General features: G+C 32.5%; 20 protein-coding genes, 1 tRNA gene and 1 riboswitch. Of the genes, 15 read left to right on the top strand and 6 right to left on the bottom strand.

Annotation, left to right across the window (positions count from 1 at the left end):
* Positions 1 to 45 precede the first annotated feature (45 nt).
* Positions 46 to 1,400, top strand: a protein-coding gene (locus CKV65_RS08400; protein ID WP_423250138.1) for an IS3 family transposase whose coding sequence is annotated in 2 segments (ribosomal slippage) — positions 46 to 540 and positions 543 to 1,400 — 1,353 coding nt in all. Because the reading frame shifts where the segments join, the coding sequence is not laid out codon by codon here.
* A gap of 209 nt (positions 1,401 to 1,609) precedes the next feature.
* Here the strand turns inward: CKV65_RS08400 and CKV65_RS08395 are convergent.
* Positions 1,610 to 3,292 (bottom strand): carbon starvation CstA family protein, encoded by a 1,683-nt coding sequence (locus tag CKV65_RS08395; protein ID WP_027890170.1) that lies wholly within the window; start codon positions 3,290 to 3,292, stop codon positions 1,610 to 1,612.
* A gap of 345 nt (positions 3,293 to 3,637) precedes the next feature.
* On the opposite strand from CKV65_RS08395, the gene CKV65_RS08390 reads away from it, so the two are divergent.
* From CKV65_RS08390 to CKV65_RS08340, 11 genes are all read left to right on the top strand, one after another.
* The gene (locus tag CKV65_RS08390) at positions 3,638 to 3,853 is read left to right on the top strand and encodes a cold-shock protein (protein WP_027890171.1); all 216 of its coding nucleotides are present in this window, start codon (positions 3,638 to 3,640) and stop codon (positions 3,851 to 3,853) included.
* Positions 3,854 to 3,927: 74 nt separating this feature from the next.
* On the top strand, positions 3,928 to 4,794 hold the full coding sequence (locus tag CKV65_RS08385) for a LysR family transcriptional regulator (RefSeq protein ID WP_027890172.1): 867 nt from the start codon (positions 3,928 to 3,930) through the stop codon (positions 4,792 to 4,794).
* A 158-nt stretch (positions 4,795 to 4,952) separates the two neighbouring features.
* Positions 4,953 to 5,984, top strand: coding sequence for a DUF362 domain-containing protein (locus CKV65_RS08380; protein WP_027890173.1), 1,032 nt, complete (start codon positions 4,953 to 4,955; stop codon positions 5,982 to 5,984).
* A gap of 23 nt (positions 5,985 to 6,007) precedes the next feature.
* On the top strand, positions 6,008 to 6,382 hold the full coding sequence (locus CKV65_RS08375; RefSeq protein ID WP_231922661.1) for a helix-turn-helix domain-containing protein: 375 nt from the start codon (positions 6,008 to 6,010) through the stop codon (positions 6,380 to 6,382).
* A 5-nt stretch (positions 6,383 to 6,387) separates the two neighbouring features.
* Positions 6,388 to 7,239: an aldo/keto reductase gene (locus tag CKV65_RS08370; protein WP_027890175.1), complete on the top strand. Its 852-nt coding sequence runs from the start codon at positions 6,388 to 6,390 to the stop codon at positions 7,237 to 7,239.
* Positions 7,240 to 7,266: 27 nt separating this feature from the next.
* Positions 7,267 to 8,271: an aldo/keto reductase gene (locus CKV65_RS08365; protein ID WP_027890176.1), complete on the top strand. Its 1,005-nt coding sequence runs from the start codon at positions 7,267 to 7,269 to the stop codon at positions 8,269 to 8,271.
* Positions 8,272 to 8,347: 76 nt separating this feature from the next.
* Positions 8,348 to 9,100: a carboxymuconolactone decarboxylase family protein gene (locus CKV65_RS08360; RefSeq protein ID WP_027890177.1), complete on the top strand. Its 753-nt coding sequence runs from the start codon at positions 8,348 to 8,350 to the stop codon at positions 9,098 to 9,100.
* Between the two features lie 40 nt (positions 9,101 to 9,140).
* A complete protein-coding gene (locus tag CKV65_RS08355; RefSeq protein ID WP_051177614.1) occupies positions 9,141 to 9,833 on the top strand; it encodes a cytochrome b/b6 domain-containing protein in 693 nt (230 codons plus the stop codon).
* Positions 9,833 to 10,360, top strand: a complete 528-nt coding sequence (locus CKV65_RS08350; protein WP_027890178.1) for a cyclophilin-like fold protein — start codon at positions 9,833 to 9,835, stop codon at positions 10,358 to 10,360. The genes CKV65_RS08355 and CKV65_RS08350 overlap by 1 nt, the downstream gene beginning before the upstream one ends.
* Positions 10,361 to 10,368: 8 nt before the next feature.
* Positions 10,369 to 11,037, top strand: a complete 669-nt coding sequence (locus CKV65_RS08345) for a flavodoxin family protein (protein ID WP_231922660.1) — start codon at positions 10,369 to 10,371, stop codon at positions 11,035 to 11,037.
* Positions 11,038 to 11,063: 26 nt separating this feature from the next.
* Complete coding sequence (locus CKV65_RS08340; RefSeq protein WP_027890180.1) at positions 11,064 to 11,594, top strand: flavodoxin family protein; 531 nt, start codon at positions 11,064 to 11,066, stop codon at positions 11,592 to 11,594.
* Here CKV65_RS08340 and CKV65_RS08335 read toward each other — a convergent pair whose 3' ends face one another.
* Positions 11,595 to 11,927 carry a winged helix-turn-helix transcriptional regulator gene (locus CKV65_RS08335; RefSeq protein ID WP_027890181.1) on the bottom strand — a complete coding sequence of 111 codons (333 nt, stop codon included), beginning with the start codon at positions 11,925 to 11,927 and terminating at the stop codon, positions 11,595 to 11,597. It abuts the gene before it with no gap.
* 162 nt (positions 11,928 to 12,089) lie between these two features.
* Here CKV65_RS08335 and CKV65_RS08330 point away from each other — a divergent pair, with 162 nt between their 5' ends.
* Positions 12,090 to 12,635 (top strand): flavodoxin family protein, encoded by a 546-nt coding sequence (locus CKV65_RS08330; protein ID WP_027890182.1) that lies wholly within the window; start codon positions 12,090 to 12,092, stop codon positions 12,633 to 12,635.
* A gap of 133 nt (positions 12,636 to 12,768) precedes the next feature.
* On the opposite strand, the gene thiC is transcribed toward CKV65_RS08330, so the two are convergent.
* On the bottom strand, positions 12,769 to 14,073 hold the full coding sequence (gene thiC, locus CKV65_RS08325; protein WP_027890183.1) for a phosphomethylpyrimidine synthase ThiC: 1,305 nt from the start codon (positions 14,071 to 14,073) through the stop codon (positions 12,769 to 12,771).
* A gap of 62 nt (positions 14,074 to 14,135) precedes the next feature.
* Positions 14,136 to 14,232, bottom strand: a riboswitch (TPP riboswitch).
* Positions 14,233 to 14,331: 99 nt separating this feature from the next.
* Entirely contained in the window at positions 14,332 to 15,210 is an 879-nt protein-coding gene (locus CKV65_RS08320) for an AraC family transcriptional regulator (RefSeq protein ID WP_027890184.1), read from the bottom strand.
* Positions 15,211 to 15,348: 138 nt separating this feature from the next.
* Between CKV65_RS08320 and CKV65_RS08315 the strand changes: the two genes are divergently transcribed.
* Positions 15,349 to 17,529 carry an alpha-galactosidase gene (locus tag CKV65_RS08315; RefSeq protein ID WP_027890185.1) on the top strand — a complete coding sequence of 727 codons (2,181 nt, stop codon included), beginning with the start codon at positions 15,349 to 15,351 and terminating at the stop codon, positions 17,527 to 17,529.
* Positions 17,530 to 17,652: 123 nt separating this feature from the next.
* A complete protein-coding gene (locus CKV65_RS08310) occupies positions 17,653 to 18,258 on the top strand; it encodes a DUF1349 domain-containing protein (RefSeq protein WP_027890186.1) in 606 nt (201 codons plus the stop codon).
* Positions 18,259 to 18,316: 58 nt separating this feature from the next.
* On the opposite strand, the gene CKV65_RS08305 is transcribed toward CKV65_RS08310, so the two are convergent.
* Both CKV65_RS08305 and CKV65_RS08300 read right to left on the bottom strand, forming a co-directional pair.
* Positions 18,317 to 18,393, bottom strand: a tRNA-Arg gene (locus CKV65_RS08305).
* Positions 18,394 to 18,440: 47 nt separating this feature from the next.
* On the bottom strand, positions 18,441 to 19,469 hold the full coding sequence (locus tag CKV65_RS08300) for a hypothetical protein (protein ID WP_036254694.1): 1,029 nt from the start codon (positions 19,467 to 19,469) through the stop codon (positions 18,441 to 18,443).
* Positions 19,470 to 19,483 lie beyond the last annotated feature (14 nt).

The raw sequence follows: 19,483 nt of genomic DNA, 5'->3' as shown, positions 1-19,483 counted from the left end.
CAAAAGTTGGACAAAAAAAACAACTTTTGGAGGTGCAGTTTTTTTATGACTAAATACTCAAATGAATTTAAAGTTAAAGCAATTAAAATGGTTTTAAAAGGAGATTCTATTTCTCATGTATCTAAAATTCTAAACATGCCAAACACAGCTTCTCTTCGTAGATGGATATTTCATTATGAAAATGGTGGCATCTCACAACTTCTTCATAAAAATCGTAAATATACTCCTATCTTTAAGCAAAAAGTTATTGAATATAAATGGCTACATCATTTATCATTAAATCAAACAGCAGCCAAATTTTCCATTCCTAATACTGGTACAATTTCTACATGGGAAAAGTTGTATAGTTCTTATGGATTTTCTGGCTTAATTTCTAAGAAACGAGGTAGACCATCTATGAAAAAATCTAAAAACAAACTTAACAAACCTAAAAAAGAACTTTCTTATGTTGAACAATTGGAACAAGAAGTTTATCAATTAAGGATGGAAAATGACTTATTAAAAAAGTGGCATGCCTTAATGAAGCAATGGGAAAAGGAAGGAAGACACTAGTTTTAGTAATTGCTAAATTAAGGAAAAAATATACTCTAAAAGCCCTATTAAACTATACAAAATTAGCTAAAAGCACATATTATGATGCATTAAAAAAATTATCAAAAGAAGACAAATATAAAGGATTAAAAACATTAATTCATAATATTTGTAATAAAAATCATGGAAGATATGGATATAGAAGAGTAACTTTGCAGCTGCATAAACAAGGAATAAAAGTCAATCATAAAGTAGTTATGAGATTAATGAAAGAAGAAAATTTAACATGCAAAGTAAGAGCAAAGAAATATAAATCGTATAGAGGGCAAGAAGGGAAAATAGCTAAAAATATATTAAATAGAAATTTCAAAGCAGAAAAACCAAACGAAAAATGGGCAACAGATGTAACAGAATTTGCATTATGTAATGAAAAAATATATTTATCACCAATAATAGATTTATATAACGGAGAAATAATAAGTTATAAAATATCGAAAAGACCAATACTAAAGCAAGTATTAGATATGGTAAAAGATGCAACAAGAAAGATAAAAGAAACAAAAGGAATAATTCTACATTCAGACCAAGGATGGCAGTATCAGAATAGAAGATATCAGGAGTTATTAAAAGAAAAAGGCATTATCCAAAGCATGAGCCGAAAAGGAAATTGCTTAGATAATGCCGTAATAGAAAATTTCTTTGGTTTGCTAAAAAGCGAATTGTTTTATTTAAAAAAATTTAAATCCGTTGAAGATTTTATAAAAGAGTTAAAATCTTATATAAAATATTATAATACAAAACGGATAAAGATAAAACTAAAAGGACTTAGTCCCGTAGAATACAGAACTAAGTCTCAATTAATAGCTTAATTAATATGTCCAATATTTTGGGTGCATATCAAGGGAAGATATCTCTTTAATTTCCCGTTAAAAATAAACATCATTATTAGTTATTATTAATGGTGAATTTATTTTTATTATGTTATTCCGAATAATTATACCAAAAAAAATGAAAAGATAAATAAAAAAATGATAGATATAGAGAATATCTATCATTTTTTATTTAATTATCTAGTTTCTTAGTTATTTAATTCTGCTTTACTAGCGTCTTTAACACCAATAAGTTCTTTACCACAATGAACAGCTACAGAAATAGCAAGTACCATTAAAGCGATAGCTAAGATTAATTGGAGACCATCAACTGCAAAAACGAATTGACCAGCAGATAATTTTACGAAGATGCCATAGATTGATTCAACAAGTGCAGTTAAAGTTACGCAGAACATTACAATCATTGGAATATAAAGCATAAAACCTTTACGACCTGTAGTTTTTAAGAATACTGCTAAAGAGATTAAAACGAGTGCAGAAAGTAATTGGTTAGCAGCGCCGAATAATGGCCAAATATTCATGTATCCACCAAGACAGAGGAGATAACCAAAGACGAGAGTTATAATCGTGGAAAAATATTTGTTAGTACAGATTTTTTGGATGGTAGACATTTCTTCTGGATTATCAATGGTGAAGAGTTCTTGGAAGGACATGCGACCGATACGAGCTACAGCATCAAGTGTAGTAAGAGCAAGGGCAGATACGCACATTGTCATGATGCAATTTGCAATATCGTGTGGCAGGCCAAACATGGAGAAAAATCCAGCAACAGCTGTAGAGAAAATCTGGAATGGAGTACCTTCAGGAAGGTGTCCACCTGTTGCTGCAGAGCATACGATTACGAGAGAAACAACACCGAGAACGGATTCTACAAGCATTGAGCCATAACCAACGAACAAAGAGTCTTTTTCATTGGAAAGAGTTTTAGAAGAAGTTCCGGAAGATACAAGGCTATGGAATCCAGAAACAGCACCACAAGCAATGGTGATGAATAAGATTGGGAATAAGTCTTTACCGCCAACAGAGAAGCCGACAAAAGCAGGCATATTAATAGTAGGATTTACAGCAAGAACGCCTATTACACCGCCTAAAATCATAGCTAAAAGTAAAAATGCACTTAAATAATCGCGTGGTTGTTTTAAAATCCACATTGGCATTACAGCAGCTATAAATATATATGCAAATACGATGTAGAGCCAACTCATGCGGTCAAGATAAATTGGATAAGCAATACCAATAGCTAACATGAGGATTAAAAGAATGATACCGATGATGAAACGTAATTTTTCGCTTGGTTTTACTTTTTTTGTAAAGATACCAAAAGCTATGGCTACGAATATAAAGAGCATAGAAATGGAAGCTGCAGCAGCATTTGGTGTGACGAGTGTTCCGTCGCTTGCAAATCCATTAAATGTATTAGCAACGATATCACCAAAAGCAGCAATAACAAGTAGACTGAATAGCCAGCAGAATAAAAGGAATAATCTACGACCTGTTTTACCTATGTACTGTTCAATTAACATACCCATGGATTTTCCTTGGTTTTTTATAGAAGCATAAAGTGCTGTAAAATCTTGTACAGCGCCAAAGAAAATTCCACCGAAAATAATCCATAAAAATGCTGGTAACCAACCATACATAGCAGCGATAATTGGACCAGTTACAGGGCCAGCACCTGTTATAGAAGTGAATTGATGTGAAAATACAGTGAATTTAGAGGCTGGCGTAAAATCTTGCCCATCTTCATATTTATAGGCAGGCGTTTTGGCATTAGGGTCAAATCCCCAAGTTTTTAAAAGCCAGCGACCGTATAAACGATATGCTAAGAAAAAAATTATGATAGCAGAGCCAACGAGCATTATACCGTTCATGAGAAATCTTCCTTTCTATTATTTTATTTGATTTTTGATAAAATATTTAATATATTTGTCCGTTTATATTAGATATATTAAATATAATTTGGTTGTCGAACATCTAGTATAGCATTATCATATTTTAACGTCAATTAAAAAATGTAAATATGTAAATTTTGCTTTTAGCGCAATTAGTCTTTAAATTGACAAAAAAATATAACTCATGCTATTATTTAGCTATTCAGTCTTGGAATACAATTAAAGCAACGTTTAAGTCCTCCCTTAATGTGTGGAAGATTTTATTTGTTTTTTTAGTTTTACACTCCACACTGAGTTAAATTTTTATAAGGAGGCTTCTCAATAATGGGAACAGGAACAGTTAAATGGTTTAATTCTGGTAAAGGCTATGGTTTTATCACTAATGATGATGGTTCCGGAGATTTATTCGTTCATTTTTCCGCTATCAATTCTGAAGGTTTTAAAACTTTAGAAGAAGGCCAGAAAGTAACATTTGATACAGAAACAGACAGTCGCGATGCAAGCAAACTTCGTGCTGTAAATGTTACAGTTGTAAAATAATTATATAGTAAGATAAAGAGCAATCATTTGGTTGCTCTTTTTTTGTATTTAATTTTATTTAGAGGAGGGTTTTTATGGAATTTCGATTGTTAAAATATTTTTTAGTGGTAGCTCGAGAGGAGAATATTACAAAAGCTGCAAATTGGCTTCATATCACGCAACCAACTTTATCGCGTCAGCTCATGCAATTAGAAGATGAATTAGGGGTTAAATTATTTAAACGTGGTAAACATAAGATAATTTTGACTGATGATGGAATGATGTTAAAACGCAGAGCTCAAGAAATATTATCTTTAGTAGATAAAACGAAACAAGATTTTATTCATGTAGAAAATGATTTGACAGGAAAGATATCCATTGGCTGTGGCGAAACCAAAAATATGTCATTTCTATCAAAGAAAATAAAAGCTTTTCATGAAATATATCCTCTTGTTAAATATGAAATTCATAGTGCTACAGCTGATAATATTAAAGATGATTTAGAAAAGGGAATTTTGGATATGGGTCTTTTAACAGAACCAGTTGATGTTGGTAAATATGCTTTTGTACGCATGCCAGAAAAAGAACAATGGGGTGTATTAGTGCGCAAAGATGATGAGCTTGCACAAAAGGATTTTGTTACACCAAAAGATTTAATAAATATGCCACTTATCATTGGCAAGCGTGAAGAAGTGCGCAATGAATTAGCAAATTGGTTTGGTTCTTATTATGAAAAAGTAGAGTTTATTGCTACGTATAATTTGATTTTAAATGCAGCAAATATGGTAAAAAATAAAGTTGGTATCGTATTAGGTTTTAATTTAGGCAATATTTATGAAGATTTATGTCTTATTCCACTTAAGCCATCTTTAGAAACAGGAGCAGTTTTAGTTTGGAAGCGAAATAATATGCTTTCTAGAACAACAGAAAGATTTATAAACTTTGTTAAAAATACAAATTAAGCATTTCTTATAATAGAATATAGGTATTAGATATAATAAAATCTTTATACTAAAATAGGTGTTAGAAGATAACACCTATTTTTTTAGTTTGTAGTAAATTAATTAAGAAATTAGTGTTTACTACGTTAAAAAACAGTGAAAAAGGGGTTGATTTATTTATGCAAAATTTTACAAGACGAAATTTTTTTAAGATGGCAAGTGGTGTTGCTATGGGATTAGCAATATCTCCGTTTATAAATTTTACTCCAGCATTTGCTCAAGCTCCTGTAATTGGTAGTAAAGATTTTACTAATTTAAAAAATATAAATGGTTCTTATGCTAAGGTTTATTTTACAAAATACATTGATGTTGAACATTTAATAAATTTATATGATTTAATTAATGAAAGTATTTATGGTAAAGTTGCGATAAAACTTCATACAGGTGAACAGCACGGACCTAATATTTTACCTCGTGATATGGTTAAAGCATTTCAAGCACATATACCAAATAGTAATATAGTAGAAACGAATACGCTTTATGTAGGAGATAGAGATACTACAGAAAAACATCGAGAAACACTTAAAGTGAATGGTTGGACATTTTGCCCAGTAGATATTATGGATGAAAATGGAACTGCAATGCTTCCTGTGCGTGGTGGTAAACATTTAAAAGAAATATCTGTAGGAAAAAATATGTTGAATTATGATTCTATGGTAGTGCTTACACATTTTAAAGGTCATCCAAGAGGAGGTTTTGGTGGTTCTATGAAAAATTTGGCTATTGGCTGTGCTGATGGACAAGTTGGAAAACGTATGGTACATGGTATAGGACAGATTTTACCAAAAACAAGTGATGAATGGCCTGGTGAAGAACGATTTATGGAAAATATGGCAGACTCGGCTAAAGGAATAATTGATTATTTTGGTAAGCATATTGTATATATCAATGTTATGCGTCGAATGTCTGTTGATTGTGATTGTGTAGGTATAAATGCAGAAGAACCGACAATTCCAGATATTGGTATATTGGCTTCTACGGATTTATTGGCAATAGACCAAGCTTCTGTTGATTTAGTATATGCACAACCAGAGAAATATCGTCATGATTTAGTAGAACGTATTGAGTCGCGTAAAGGGTTACGCCAACTTTCGGCTATGAGTGAATTAAAAATGGGTAATAATAAATATAAATTAATTAATATTGATTAATTTTTAATACAGGGGAAGGTAATATGACAGAACATATTATGACAAAACAAGAAGCAAGCAAACATTTTAATATACCAATTAGAATTTTGGATGAATATGAGCGTTGGGGATTGTGTAGTGCTGTAAAAAAGGTAATGGGCAAATGGCAATATGATGATAGTGATTTAGAAAAACTCAGTTTAATTATGACATTACACGATGTGGGTTTTAATTCGGAGGAAATAGAAATTTATATGCGCCTTTTATTAAATGATAAAGACACAGATAAAAAACAATTAGATATGCTTAATGAAAAAAGAGATGCTATATTGGATAGAATTCATTTTCGTGAAAAACAATTAGATCGATTGGATTATCTTCGTTATGAAATAAATAAGAGTATAAAAAGTAAAAGGTGATTTAAATGAAAATGGTACAGTTAAATAATGGAATTAAGATGCCCATAGAAGGAATGGGTGTTTTTCAGATAACGAATGAAGATATATGTGAACAGGCTGTATCACAAGCTTTAAAGATTGGCTATCGTATGATTGATACGGCAGCTTGTTATGGAAATGAAAAAGCTGTAGGTAAAGCTATAGAAAAAAGTGGTATTGCTAGAAGAGATATATTTATTTCTTCTAAAGTATGGATACAAGATGCAGGATATGAAAAAACGAAAAAATCTTTTGCTAAAACGTTAGAGAATTTAAAAACGGATTATTTGGACTTGTATTTAGTGCATATGCCATATGGTGATTATCATGGAAGTTGGCAAGCTATGGAAGAATTATATGAAGCTGGGAAAATAAAGGCAATCGGTGTATGTAATTTCTTAGAGGATAGATTAATTGATTTGATTTTGAGTCATAAGATTGTACCAGCAATCAATCAGATTGAATTACATCCATTTTGTCAGCAAAAAAAATTGTGTGAAATAATGAAAAAATATGATATAAAGCCAATGGCTTGGGCACCTTTTGCTGAAGGCAGAGATAATATATTTAAAAATGAACTCTTAGTAAATATCGGTAAAAAATATGGTAAAACATCAGCACAGGTCATTTTGCGTTGGTTAAGACAAAAGGATATCATATCAATCCCTAAATCAATACATGAAGAACGTTTAAAAGAAAACTGGGAAATAGATGATTTTATTTTATCTAATGAAGAGATGAAATGTATTGAAGATATGGATAGAAAGCAAAGTTTAATTTTGAATATAACGAGTCTTGAGGAAGTATATCGTCTGCATAATATTCATTTTGAACAATAATAAATATTGATAGGAGTGTATTTTATAATGGAAATGAGAGTTTTAGGAAGAAATGGTCTTAAAGTATCAGCTATTGGTCTTGGTTGTATGGGATTTACACAAAGTTATCCACCGTATTTACCTAAAGAAGAAGCGATAAATGTAATTCGTCAAGCAGTGGAATTAGGTGTAAATTTTTTTGATACAGCAGAGGTTTATGGTCCTTATACGAATGAAGAACTTTTAGGTGAAGCTTTAGCACCATATCGAGATAAAGTTATCATCGCGACAAAATTTGGTTATGATATTGAAAATAATAAATTAGATGAAGCAGGAAGACCGATTGCATTATCAAGCAATCCAAAGGTAATTCGCAGAGCTATTGAAGGCTCATTAAAGCGACTTAAAACAGACCATATTGATTTATATTATCAACATCGTGTTGACCCTGATACACCGATTGAAGAAGTAGCTGAAACGATTAAAGATTTAGTCAAAGAAGGCAAAGTACTTCATTGGGGACTTTCAGAAGCGAGTGCGGCAACTGTTCGCAAGGCACATGCTGTATATCCACTCACAGCTGTACAAAGTGAATATTCTATGTGGTATCGCAATGTAGAAAAAGAATTATTGCCTACATTGGAAGAGCTGAAAATTGGTTTTGTGCCATTTAGCCCTTTGGGAAAAGCTGTACTTACAGGTCGTTTTAATAAAGATACCCATTTTGATAAGAGTGATTTTAGAAGTCAAATACCCCGTTTTAATTCGGAAAATTTACAGCAGAATATGAAACTTGTTGAATATGTACAAATTTTAGCAAAAGATAAAAATGTAACACCTGCACAGATTGCTCTAGCATGGCTTTTAGCGCAAAAACCGTGGATTGTACCAATTCCAGGAACAAAGAAGATAACGCGAGTACAAGAAAATCTTGGCAGTGTTAAGGTTAAATTTACTACAGAAGAATTGATGCAGATTAGAGAAAAATTAAATTCTATTGAAATTGTAGGAGCAAGATATCCAGAAGAACAAGAAAAGCTTACAGGTAAATAAATTTTTAAGTATTGACTTTAAGTAAACTTAATGGTGTAAATTTAATAAAAAGAAAATTTTAAAGAAGGTATGTTTCATGAATAGAGAAGAAAAAGCAGAAGTGATAAATAAAAAATGGTTTAATCAAGAAAATTGTTGTGATGATGGTAAAGATAGTGAATTTAAAGAGATAATTAAAAATTTCGTTTATGGCGATAATTTATCTCGTAATATACTCACTGATAAACAAAAGGTATTGATTATTTTAACAGTACTTACAACAGTGCAAACTTTAAAACCGCTTATTAAATATACAAAAGCAGCTTTGAATTTAGAGGTAAAACCAGAAGAAATAACGGAAACTTTGTATCAGTGTGCGCCGTATATAGGAATTTCAAGAGTACAGGCTGCATTAGATGAAGTAAATGAAGTATTCGTGCAGCAAAATATAAAATTTCCACTTGAAAATCAAGCTACAGTTGATGAAGCAACTCGTTTTATTAAAGGACTTACTGTACAACAAAGTATTTTTGGAAAAGAAAATATCAATACAATGAGAGAAAATGCACCAGAAGAATTAAAGCATATTCAAGATTATTTATCAGCATATTGTTTTGGTGATTATTATACGAGAGGCACTTTAGATTTAAAAATGCGTGAACTCATCACTTTTAGTGCAATCATTTGTTTGGGTGGATGTGAACCACAGGCTAAAGCACATGCTAGTGCAAATATCAGTGTAGGCAATACAAAAGAAATGCTCATTGAAGCAGCTACTCAGTGTTTGCCATTTATCGGTTTTCCACGTACTTTAAATGCAATTGGCTGTATTAGTGCTGTTTGTAAATAAGTTTTATCTAGATATGTCATGGAGAAAGGAAGAGTATAAAATGCGTAATTTGAATTTTAAAGTCATTGTAGATGGTATGCTGATAGTAACCTTGCTTTTATCCATGGCATATTTACTAATCGGCATTGATAATCATGAAATAGTAGGAACAGTATTTTTTATATTGTTTATAGTGCATATTATTTTAAATCGCAAATGGTTTTTTAGTGTATTTAAAGGAAAATATTCTGGGATGAGGATATTTTTTATAGGGCTTAATTTTTTGATATTTGTTATGATGATTGGGCTTATAATCAGTGGAATGATTTTTGCTACGTATACGCCAAATTTTATAAAAACAGCGAATAGTATAGAAATGGCTAGATTGTTGCATTTATTGACTGCATATTGGTGTTTTGTATTATTGTCTTTACATTTAGGTACAAATTTAACTCCTATAGTAAATGCAATTAAATTAAATGATATGTATAAAGAAATAATTCGTTTTGCTGGAATTTTATTGGCTTGTTATGGTGTATTTGCATTTGTAAGGCAGAATATAATATCTTATTTATTTTTACAACAAGGTTTTGTCTTTTTTAATATAAATCAATCTTTATCAGGGTGTTTAATTGATTATATAGCTATAATGAGTTTTGGCACTATGGTGGGTTATAGCATTAAGCGTTTATTTATAAAGATAAATCTTTGTAAGATGAGTAAAGAAATGAAAATAAAAAGCGGTGTAGATTGATGAAAAAATGGATAATATTGGTATTTTTATCATGCTTGATTTTTTCTTTAACAGCGTGTAGTGCTCAAGTTAATGAGGCGGATATAGCTACAAAAGATAATATAAAAGTAGAGGAAGATGTTTCAAATTTAAAAGATGAAAATAAAAAAGATGATGTTAAAGTAGATAAACGGTTTAAAGTGATTAGCGAACAAGGCGATACTATTGTATTTGTTTTAAATGATAGTCAAGCGGCACAAGATTTATACAATCAACTTCCTATTAATATTAAGATAGAGAATTTTAGTAATAATGAAAAAATTTTTTATCCAAGTGGTAGTTTAGATGTAAAAAATACCCCACATCCGTCAAATGTAGATATGGGAACATTGGCTTATTACAGACCATGGGGAAATGTAGTGATGTTTTATGATAAAGCAAATCCTAATAATGATTTATATGAATTGGGATATGCTGTATCGGGTAAAGATTTGATTAAAAATTTATCTGGTAATATCACTGTAGAAAAGCTTGAAGAAATAAAATGAGGAAGATAATGATGAATAGGAGAGAATTTATCAAATTTAGTGGAGCTGGTATATTTACTTTATTTTTAAGTGGTTGTGGCTTATCTATGTTACCGGGAGAAAATACGGATAATGCTAAGGCTGCTACTAATATTGAAGGTGAAAATATGAAAATTGTTGTAATAACGGGAAGTCCACATCGAAATGGTACATCAGCACTTTTAGCAGATAGATTTATAGAAGGGGCGCAAAGTGTAGGACATACGGTTTACCGTTTTAATGCGGCTTTTGAAGATACACATCCATGTCTTGGTTGTAATCGCTGCGGTAGAGATGGAGCTTGTATTCAAGGTGATACTATTGAAAAAGATTTAATGCCACATTTATTAGAAGCTGACCTCATTGTACTTATTACACCATTGTATTACTATGGGATGTCAACGCAGATAAAAACTGTAATTGACCGTTTTTATGCGCGTATTGAAAAATTACAAAATAAAAAATCAATCTTAATGGCTACTGCATGGAATAGTGCGGATTGGACGATGAGTTCACTTGTAAAGCATTATGAATCATTAGTACAGTATATGAAGTGGCAAGATATAGGAAAAGTTTTAGCTATTGGATGCGGATATCGTTCAGCTATAGAACGTAGCGATTTTCCTAATCAAGCTTATCAAATGGGCGTTAATATATGATTTTTTGTATATGAGGAGAAATAAAAATGAAAATAGTAGTAGTAACAGGTAGCCCGCATAAGGAAGGTACATCAGCACTTTTAGCAGATAGATTTATAGAAGGAGCTCAAAGTGTAGGACACACAGTTTATCGTTTTAATGCAGCGTTTGAAGATATTCATCCGTGTCTTGGCTGTGATAGGTGCGGTATGGATGGCGATTGCATACAAAATGATGCAATTCAGCAAAAATTGATGCCACAATTATTGCAAGCTGATTTAATTGTTTTAGCTACACCTGTATATTTTTTCGCGATGACAGCACAGATAAAGACGATAGTTGACCGTTTTTATTCGCGTACAGGTAGATTACATCATAAAAAATCAGTATTACTAGTGACGGCAGGTAGTAATACTGATTTAACGATGATGGCAATAACTGACCATTATAATACTTTAGTTAGGTATATGGAATGGGATGATGTAGGAAGGGTTTTAGCTCCTGGTTGTTTGACTAGAGAACAAATAGAAAAAACAGATTTTCCTAATAAGGCGTATGCCTTAGGAGCGAGTTTATAATTATATGCGATTATTGTCGCCCCACTCGCACATCATATCCAAGATAGGGATTAATGATTTACCGCGTTTTGTTAAACTGTATTCAACTTTTGGCGGAATTTGCGGATATTCTTTGCGGTGAATTAATTTATCTGCTTCTAATTCTTTTAGAGAAACGCTCAAAGTTTTGTAGGAGATATTGCCTATATATCTTTTCATTTCATTAAAACGAACGACGCCAAATTCCATAAGTGTGTATAAAATTGTCATTTTATATTTGCCATTGATTAATGATAAGGTATAGCTAAAGCCTGTTTCATTGAGATTTTCTTGAGAAATACAGCGATTATTCATAATTACACTCTCCTTTAGGTAAGTATTATACTTTAATGTGCGTACTTGTTAAAGGTTATATTATTGCTATAATTGTAGTAACAAATAAAAATAAAGTCAATTTACTACAATTCTTAAAAATAATTTTAAAAATATTGTGTGTATTTGTTGGGAGGAATTATTATGAGTAAGAAAATTGTTGTGATTACAGGTAGCCCACGCAAAAATGGCAATAGTTTTGCTATGACACAAGCTTTTATTGAAGCTTTAGAAAAAAAGGGACATGAAGTAACACGCTTTGATGCTGCTATGAAAAATGTGGGTGGCTGTCATGCTTGTGAAACTTGTTTTAAAACGGGAAAAGCATGTTCTTATGATGATGATTTCAATATGATTGCTCCGGATATTTTAGAAGCTGATACAGTAGTTTTTTCTATGCCGGTATATTGGTATAGTATTCCAGCTCAAATAAAAGCTGTAGTTGATAAGATGTTTTCATTCTGCGTAGCAGGAAAAGATATAGCTGGCAAAGAATGTGCTATAATTGCTTGTTGCGAAGAAGAAGATATGTCTGTTCTCGATGGCGTTAGAATTCCTATCGAACGTTCAGCTGCTCTTTTAAAATGGAAGATGGTAGGAGAAGTTTTAATTCCAGGCGTTTTAAATATAGGCGATATAAATAAAACTGATGGTTGTAAAAAAGCTATAGAATTAGCTGATAAAATTTAGATAGATATTGATGATATAAAAGATGAAAAAGAATTATAAGATGCCTTTGAGTTTGGCGTATTTATAAAATAAAAAGGAAGTACAATTTTGTACTTCCTTTTTTTGATATGTGATTTGAAAATAGAAGACTTAATTAACAATGTTCAATAGTAGCACCGAGATATTTATTGACGATTTCTACAGCGCAATAATCACCGCACATGGAGCAAGCTGTTGTACCTTCAGGATTGCGAGAAGCGCGTTTTTCGCGTGCTGTCTGTGGGTCAATGGCAAGCTTCATCTGAGCTTCCCAATCGAGTTGTTTGCGAGCTTTTGCCATGTTTAAATCCCATTCTCTAGCACCAGGTACGCCTTTTACGATATCAGCTGCATGAGCTGCAATGCGTGTTACGATTACGCCGTCTTTAACATCTTGGTTATTTGGTAAAGCGAGATGCTCAGCAGGTGTTACATAGCATAAAAAGTCTGCACCGTTAACTGCTGCCATAGTTCCGCCGATAGCTGCTGTAATATGGTCATAACCTGGAGCAACATCAGTAACGAGTGGGCCAAGTACATAAAATGGAGCATTATGACAAAGACTTTTTTGTAATTTCATATTAGTAGCAATCTGGTCAAATGGTACATGACCTGGACCTTCAACCATTACTTGTACGCCTCTATCCCAAGCGCGTTTAACAAGTCCGCCTAAATTTAAGAGTTCTTGAATTTGAGCGTGGTCAGTTGCATCTGCTAAGCAACCAGGGCGAAGACCATCACCAAGACTCATGGTTACATCGTATTTTGCACAGATATCTAAGATATCATCATAGCGTTCATAAAGTGGATTATTTTTTTCATTGTAAAGCATCCAGCCAGTTATGAAGGAACCGCCACGACTTACAACGTCCATATAACGGCCTTCAGCGCGCATGCGATTTATAACATCCATAGTTACACCACAATGAATTGTCATAAAATCTGCGCCATCCTTGGCTTGTTTTTCAATAGTATGAAGTAAATCATCTTCTGTCATTTTAACGACAGCACCGCGTTCTTTTATAGCTGTAACAGTAGCTTGATAAATTGGTACAGTGCCAACCATAACAGTGGAATGTTCTAAAATTGCATGGCGAGATGCATCGATATTATTACCTGTGCTTAAATCCATTACGGAATGAGCACCAGCAGCAATAGCGATATTGAGTTTTTCTATTTCTGGTTCTGGGTCTGGAAAAGCACTAGAAGTACCGATATTAGCATTGACTTTAGTACATAATCCTTCGCCTACACCGTATGGATGAAGATTTTTATGATTGATATTAGCACAAATAGCAATTGTACCGTTTGCAACGCGTTCTTTGAGAACATTTATATCCATTTTTTCTTCTTGAGCTACGATTTTCATTTCATCAGTGATTTTGCCAGCTCTAGCAGCTTGCATTTGAGTCATTGTCATATGTTAAATCCTCCTAAAAAATTATGTAAAAAAGCCGATTTGCAAAGTTGCAAATCGGCTATGATTTCCGTTTGCCACTTCCCTACGCTGGTATTAGCCATATCAGGTTCTAAGGGTCAGTTTTAACTTCTCAACCTTGCGGTTCCCCTAGTGGTTTATAAATACTATATGTCGCTATTATTATACGCCTAATTTAATTTTTAGACAATAGCTTTAATTAAAATTGTGCATATAGTAAAAACATTTGATATAGTTACATTATTTAACAGTTTCATATACAGTGCGAATTAAATCGTATTTTGTGGATTGTTTTTTGTATCTAGCGGGACTGATGCCTTTTTCTGTTTTGAATACTTTGCCGAAGTAATTGTCGTTTGAATAGCCTACAGATTGAGCGATTTTTTGCAATGTGTAATTATCGTTAGTTGTCAAAAGGCGACAAGCATTACTAATGCGTATTTCGCGTAGATATTTGCCGGGTGAGATACCGTATTTTTTGTGAAATTCCTTGCACATATAATATTTAGAAATGCCGATATCATCGGCTATAAGGTCTAAGTTTAATTCATTTTTATAGTAATTTTGGTCAATATATCGTTTTACATAATCTATTTTAGACATTTTAGCAGTAGATAGGTTAAGCGCATATTCTGTTAGATTTATCCATAAGTTGTAGGCAATGCGGGTATTTTCGAAAAATGTTTTTATTTGATTGTGCAAAGCCTTAGCATAAATATCAAAAAATTGTTTGATTAGATTTTCAGAAATATTTATTTTTAAAACAGGTCCATTGTTTTGATAGATTTTTCGCATAAATGGAAGGCATTCATAAGAAAATTCCAGATAAATAAACTCCCAAAATGAAGAGTGTTTAGGTAAATAATATTGGCTATTGCTAGGAATATCAATAAGAAAAGCATCGTTTGGTTTGAGAGTATAAAAAATATTATCGATTTTTATAGTACCTTCTCCTTTTAAAGTGTATTGAATTAAACAGATATTATCTTTTCTGGTGCAATTATCCCAAAAGTAATTATGTGTATCAACATATTGAAGTCCAATGCCTTTTAATGTTGGCAGGGATAAATCAGAGGCAAAATCAAAACCAATGGATTGATGTGGTAGAGATATTGGCATAAAATTTTCTCCTTTTAATAGTGATTTATATATTAGAATACACAGCAAGAATTTACCATTATATACATATTATTACTGTTTAAACTTTAAATAAAGGGCGATAAAATAAAGATAAATAAAAAAACGGAGATGGTGAAAATGCAAATTTATAAGCAAGATAATACTTTTATTTTGAGTAATAACGAAATTACATACAGTTTTAGTATTGAAAAACAGCGATATTTAAGACATCGCTATTTTGGCAAACGCATAAATGCCAGTACAAATATAAATCAGCCATATTTTTTTGATAGAGGTTTTTGTTCAAATCCTTTTCCTGATGAGCGAGATTTTTCTTTGGATACACTTTTTCAGGAATATCCGGATATGAACCAAGGCGATTTTAGAAGTCCAGCATATGTAATCCAAACGGAAGATGGAAAGAGAGTTACGCGATTTTTTTATAAAGGATATAAAATAATCAAGGGAAAACCGTCATTAAAGGGATTGCCAGCCATATATACGGAAAATGACAAGGAAGCAGCTACACTTTGCATAACTTTGGAAGATGAATATTTAAAGGCAAAAATAAATTTATATTATACTATTTTTAAAGATTTTGCTGCGATATGTCGTCATGTGGAAATTGTAAATTCGGGAAAACAGAATTTATATTTAGAACGATTGATGGCTATGAGCATGGATTTTGCTGGTACGGATTATGATGTATTAACATTGAGTGGTTCACATATAAATGAAAAAAATATCAATCGAAGACATATATCAGCAGATACAATCGTGATAGATAGCAATAGAGGTGCGAGCAGTCCGCAGGAAACACCAGCTATTTTTCTCATGGAAAGGGAAGCTACAGAAAATTTTGGTCAAGTATGGGGCTTTAATTTTGTGTATAGCGGAGATTTTCAGGCAGTTGTGCAAACAGGACAATATAACAGTGTAAGGGTGCAAATGGGAATGAACCCTTTGACTTTTGGTTGGAGTTTAAAAGAAAATGAAAGTTTTGTATCTCCAGAAACGGTCATGGTATATTCTGATGAAGGCATGAATAAAATGTCGCAGACTTTTCATAATATGTATAGAAAACGTCTTTGTCGAGGTGTATATAGAGAAAAAATAAGACCTATCCTGATTAATAGCTGGGAAGCTTTTTGTTTTGATGTAGATGAAGAAAAATGTCTTTCTTTGGCAAAAAAAGCAGCTGATTTAGGCATAGAATTATTCGTATTAGATGATGGTTGGTTTAAAAATAGAGTCTGCGATAAAAATGCTTTAGGCGATTGGGTAGAAGATGAAAATAAATTTCCTAATGGCATTGAGCATTTAGTAAAAGAAATAAATAAAATGGGTATGCAAGTTGGTATTTGGTTTGAACCGGAAATGGTTTCGCCAAATAGTGATTTGTATAGAAAACATTCGGATTGGATTATACGAAGTCAAAATTATGAACCGATATTGAGTAGATGTCAGTATGTGCTTGATTTATCTAATCCAGAAGTTTGCGATTATGTTATTGAGTCTTTAAGCAAAGTATTGAGCAAAACTAACGTAACATATGTAAAATGGGATATGAATAGGCATATCACAGATTTAGGTTCATATTATCTTGAAAAAGATAGACAGAGAGAATTGTCTCATCGCTATATGCTGGGACTTTATCATATCTTAGATGAATTAAATAAGAGATTTCCTAATGTGTTATTTGAAGGTTGTTCAAGTGGTGGCGGTCGTTTTGATGCGGGAATGCTCTATTATATGCCACAGACTTGGACAAGTGATAATACTGATGCTGTTTGTCGCATGAAAATACAATATGGAACGAGCTTGTTATTTCCGCCGATAACCATGGGAGCACATGTATCAGCTGTGCCTAATCATCAAGTAGGTCGCGTAACACCGCTACAGACAAGATTTATTGTAGCGATGTCTGGAAATTTGGGATATGAAATGGATTTAGCACAGATAAGTGATGAAGAAAAAGAAGCGATAAAAGAGCAGATTGCATTCTATAAAAGTATTAGGGAAGTAATTCAAAAAGGAAGTTTTTATCGTTTAAAAAATCCACAAAATGGAAATGAAGTAGCATGGAATTTTGTTTCAGAAGATAAAAAGACTGTTATATATTGTTATTTTAAAATTCTTGCAGAACCATTGCGCGTCAATACACCTGTTCGTTTAAAGGGCTTAGATGAAAATGGAATTTATAAATCTAAAACGAATGGTATTTGTTATGGTGGCGATGAATTGATGTATGCAGGTATTGTAAGCAAGCCTATTTTAGAAGATTTTGCAAGCTACGTATATGTTTTAGAAAAAGTATAAATAAAAAAGAGATATATTCGATTGTATTTGAGTATATCTCCTTTTTTATTAAGAAGGATAAATTTGTTTGGAATATGGATTTTTGCTATAATGAAAAAAATTGTTGTAAACATGGTGATATAAATGGATTTTAGTAAATTTAAATGGACAAGAGAACCAGAAAGCTACAAAATTAATGGTGATGTAGTAGAAATCGTTACAAAACCGCATACGGATTTGTGGCAAAGAACGTATTATCATTTTCGCAATGATAATGCACCTGTATTTCAAATGGAAACTGAAGAAAAATACTTTAGTTTTGTTGTGAAAACTCAGTTTGATGACAGCCATCATCGCTTTGACCAATGTGGCATAGTTATGTATTTAGACAGCGAAAATTGGCTTAAAGGTTCAATTGAATATGAAAATGAAGAGTATCAACATCTAGGCAGTGTCGTTACAAATCAAGGATATTCAGATTGGGCTACAACTGTTATAGATGCTTCAGTAAAATCTATGTGGTATCGTTTCAGCCGCAGAGAAGATGATTACTGTATTGAATGCTCAACAGATGGCAAAGTATTTAATCAAATGCGTGTTTGTCATATGCATAAAGGTGCGGGAAAAATAAAATTCGGAATATATGCTTGTTCACCAGAAGATTCATCTTTTAAAGCAGTATTTTCTGATATGCAGATAACTGAATGTAAGTGGAAAGCACATGATGGACAAAAACCAGATGAAGATTAATCGTAAGACAAAAAAGGTCAGCTATTTTTTAGCTGACCTTTTGTATTTGCAATAATTATGGTGCGACTGGCGTGAGTCGAACACGCGACCCTTTGCTTAGGAGGCAAATGCTCTATCCGTCTGAGCTACAGCCGCAAAGTAACTAAGCTAAATTCTAACACAATTATAAATCAGTGGCAACTTTAATTATTGACAGGAGCACCGATTGGACCAACAGAACCGATTGGGTTAACTACATCTGTAGCGGCTGGAGAAGTTACTGCTGGAGTTGGAGTAGTGTTAGTTGTAGTTGTAGTACTTGGAGTAGTTGTTGGAGCAGTAGTAGTTGTTGTTGTTGCTGAGTTTTGAACTACTGTAGTTGGATTATTTAACTGATAACGGAAAACCCAAGATGGATTGTTTGCAGCGTATGATTTAATTTTACCAAATTCTACATCTTCAGTGCTTTCTGGAATAATAGAATGTGTACCTGTAACACTTGAAGTTCTATCTTCCCAACCAGTTTGAGCAGACCAGAAATGGTATTTTAAAGTATTAGCTGTTAAAGATTTTGTGTTATACTGTTTTTTCATGAATTGAATAGAAGAAACATTACCAGCATTATCTTTGTTTTCCTGCCAAATCCATGTGTAAATATCGTTACCTACTTGGCGCATAGTAGCTGTATCAGCAGCACTATCTCCAGAGGAATTATCCCATAATGTGAGCCAACGGTCTTTAGATATTAAGCGACCACCTTCACCTTTGTTAAATACACGGTCAACAATCATTGCATAGAATTTTTCATCGAAGGATTGGGAGTTGATATCTTTAACAATAGGATTGGAATATTTTAATGTGTATAAAGCTGTGCCGTCTTTGTCATAAAAAATTTCTTCCATATAGCGCAATGTGCGTTCTTGCGGATTGATTTGAATACGAGCAAGACTGTAGCTTAATTTATTTGGGTCATCAATAGGGAGTTTCATATTACTGATAGCTTCAGCTGCACCACCTGGAGCATAGCCAGTTTTTATCCAGTCTTCAATGCAAGTTGGAATGTTATTCTGACTTGACACTGTTGTAATACGTGTCATAGAAAAGAATTTACTGTATTTATCATCTGAACTAATCCAGTACCATTCTGAGTCAGCAGCAAAGGATACAGAAGCGTGAATTAAACTGAAAACCATTAAAATAGCAAGACAGATTACATTTTTCAATAATCGCATAAAAATAGCACCCT

It is taken from the genome of Megamonas hypermegale (assembly GCF_900187035.1).
GTDB classification, from domain to species: Bacteria; Bacillota; Negativicutes; order Selenomonadales; family Selenomonadaceae; genus Megamonas; species Megamonas hypermegale.
Note: the sequence above shows the minus strand (reverse complement) of the source record. Positions and strands in the feature narration are given on the sequence as shown.

Excerpts from the sequence above, each read along its gene's own strand:
- CKV65_RS08395 (WP_027890170.1), bottom strand. The coding sequence starts at position 3,292 with ATGAACGGTATAATGCTCGTTGGCTCTGCTATCATAATTTTTTTCTTA.
- CKV65_RS08390 (WP_027890171.1), top strand. The coding sequence starts at position 3,638 with ATGGGAACAGGAACAGTTAAATGGTTTAATTCTGGTAAAGGCTATGGT.
- CKV65_RS08385 (WP_027890172.1), top strand. The coding sequence starts at position 3,928 with ATGGAATTTCGATTGTTAAAATATTTTTTAGTGGTAGCTCGAGAGGAG.
- CKV65_RS08380 (WP_027890173.1), top strand. The coding sequence starts at position 4,953 with ATGCAAAATTTTACAAGACGAAATTTTTTTAAGATGGCAAGTGGTGTT.
- CKV65_RS08375 (WP_231922661.1), top strand. The coding sequence starts at position 6,008 with ATGACAGAACATATTATGACAAAACAAGAAGCAAGCAAACATTTTAAT.
- CKV65_RS08370 (WP_027890175.1), top strand. The coding sequence starts at position 6,388 with ATGAAAATGGTACAGTTAAATAATGGAATTAAGATGCCCATAGAAGGA.
- CKV65_RS08365 (WP_027890176.1), top strand. The coding sequence starts at position 7,267 with ATGGAAATGAGAGTTTTAGGAAGAAATGGTCTTAAAGTATCAGCTATT.
- CKV65_RS08360 (WP_027890177.1), top strand. The coding sequence starts at position 8,348 with ATGAATAGAGAAGAAAAAGCAGAAGTGATAAATAAAAAATGGTTTAAT.
- CKV65_RS08355 (WP_051177614.1), top strand. The coding sequence starts at position 9,141 with ATGCGTAATTTGAATTTTAAAGTCATTGTAGATGGTATGCTGATAGTA.
- CKV65_RS08350 (WP_027890178.1), top strand. The coding sequence starts at position 9,833 with ATGAAAAAATGGATAATATTGGTATTTTTATCATGCTTGATTTTTTCT.
- CKV65_RS08345 (WP_231922660.1), top strand. The coding sequence starts at position 10,369 with ATGATGAATAGGAGAGAATTTATCAAATTTAGTGGAGCTGGTATATTT.
- CKV65_RS08340 (WP_027890180.1), top strand. The coding sequence starts at position 11,064 with ATGAAAATAGTAGTAGTAACAGGTAGCCCGCATAAGGAAGGTACATCA.
- CKV65_RS08335 (WP_027890181.1), bottom strand. The coding sequence starts at position 11,927 with ATGAATAATCGCTGTATTTCTCAAGAAAATCTCAATGAAACAGGCTTT.
- CKV65_RS08330 (WP_027890182.1), top strand. The coding sequence starts at position 12,090 with ATGAGTAAGAAAATTGTTGTGATTACAGGTAGCCCACGCAAAAATGGC.
- thiC (WP_027890183.1), bottom strand. The coding sequence starts at position 14,073 with ATGACAATGACTCAAATGCAAGCTGCTAGAGCTGGCAAAATCACTGAT.
- CKV65_RS08320 (WP_027890184.1), bottom strand. The coding sequence starts at position 15,210 with ATGCCAATATCTCTACCACATCAATCCATTGGTTTTGATTTTGCCTCT.
- CKV65_RS08315 (WP_027890185.1), top strand. The coding sequence starts at position 15,349 with ATGCAAATTTATAAGCAAGATAATACTTTTATTTTGAGTAATAACGAA.
- CKV65_RS08310 (WP_027890186.1), top strand. The coding sequence starts at position 17,653 with ATGGATTTTAGTAAATTTAAATGGACAAGAGAACCAGAAAGCTACAAA.
- CKV65_RS08300 (WP_036254694.1), bottom strand. The coding sequence starts at position 19,469 with ATGCGATTATTGAAAAATGTAATCTGTCTTGCTATTTTAATGGTTTTC.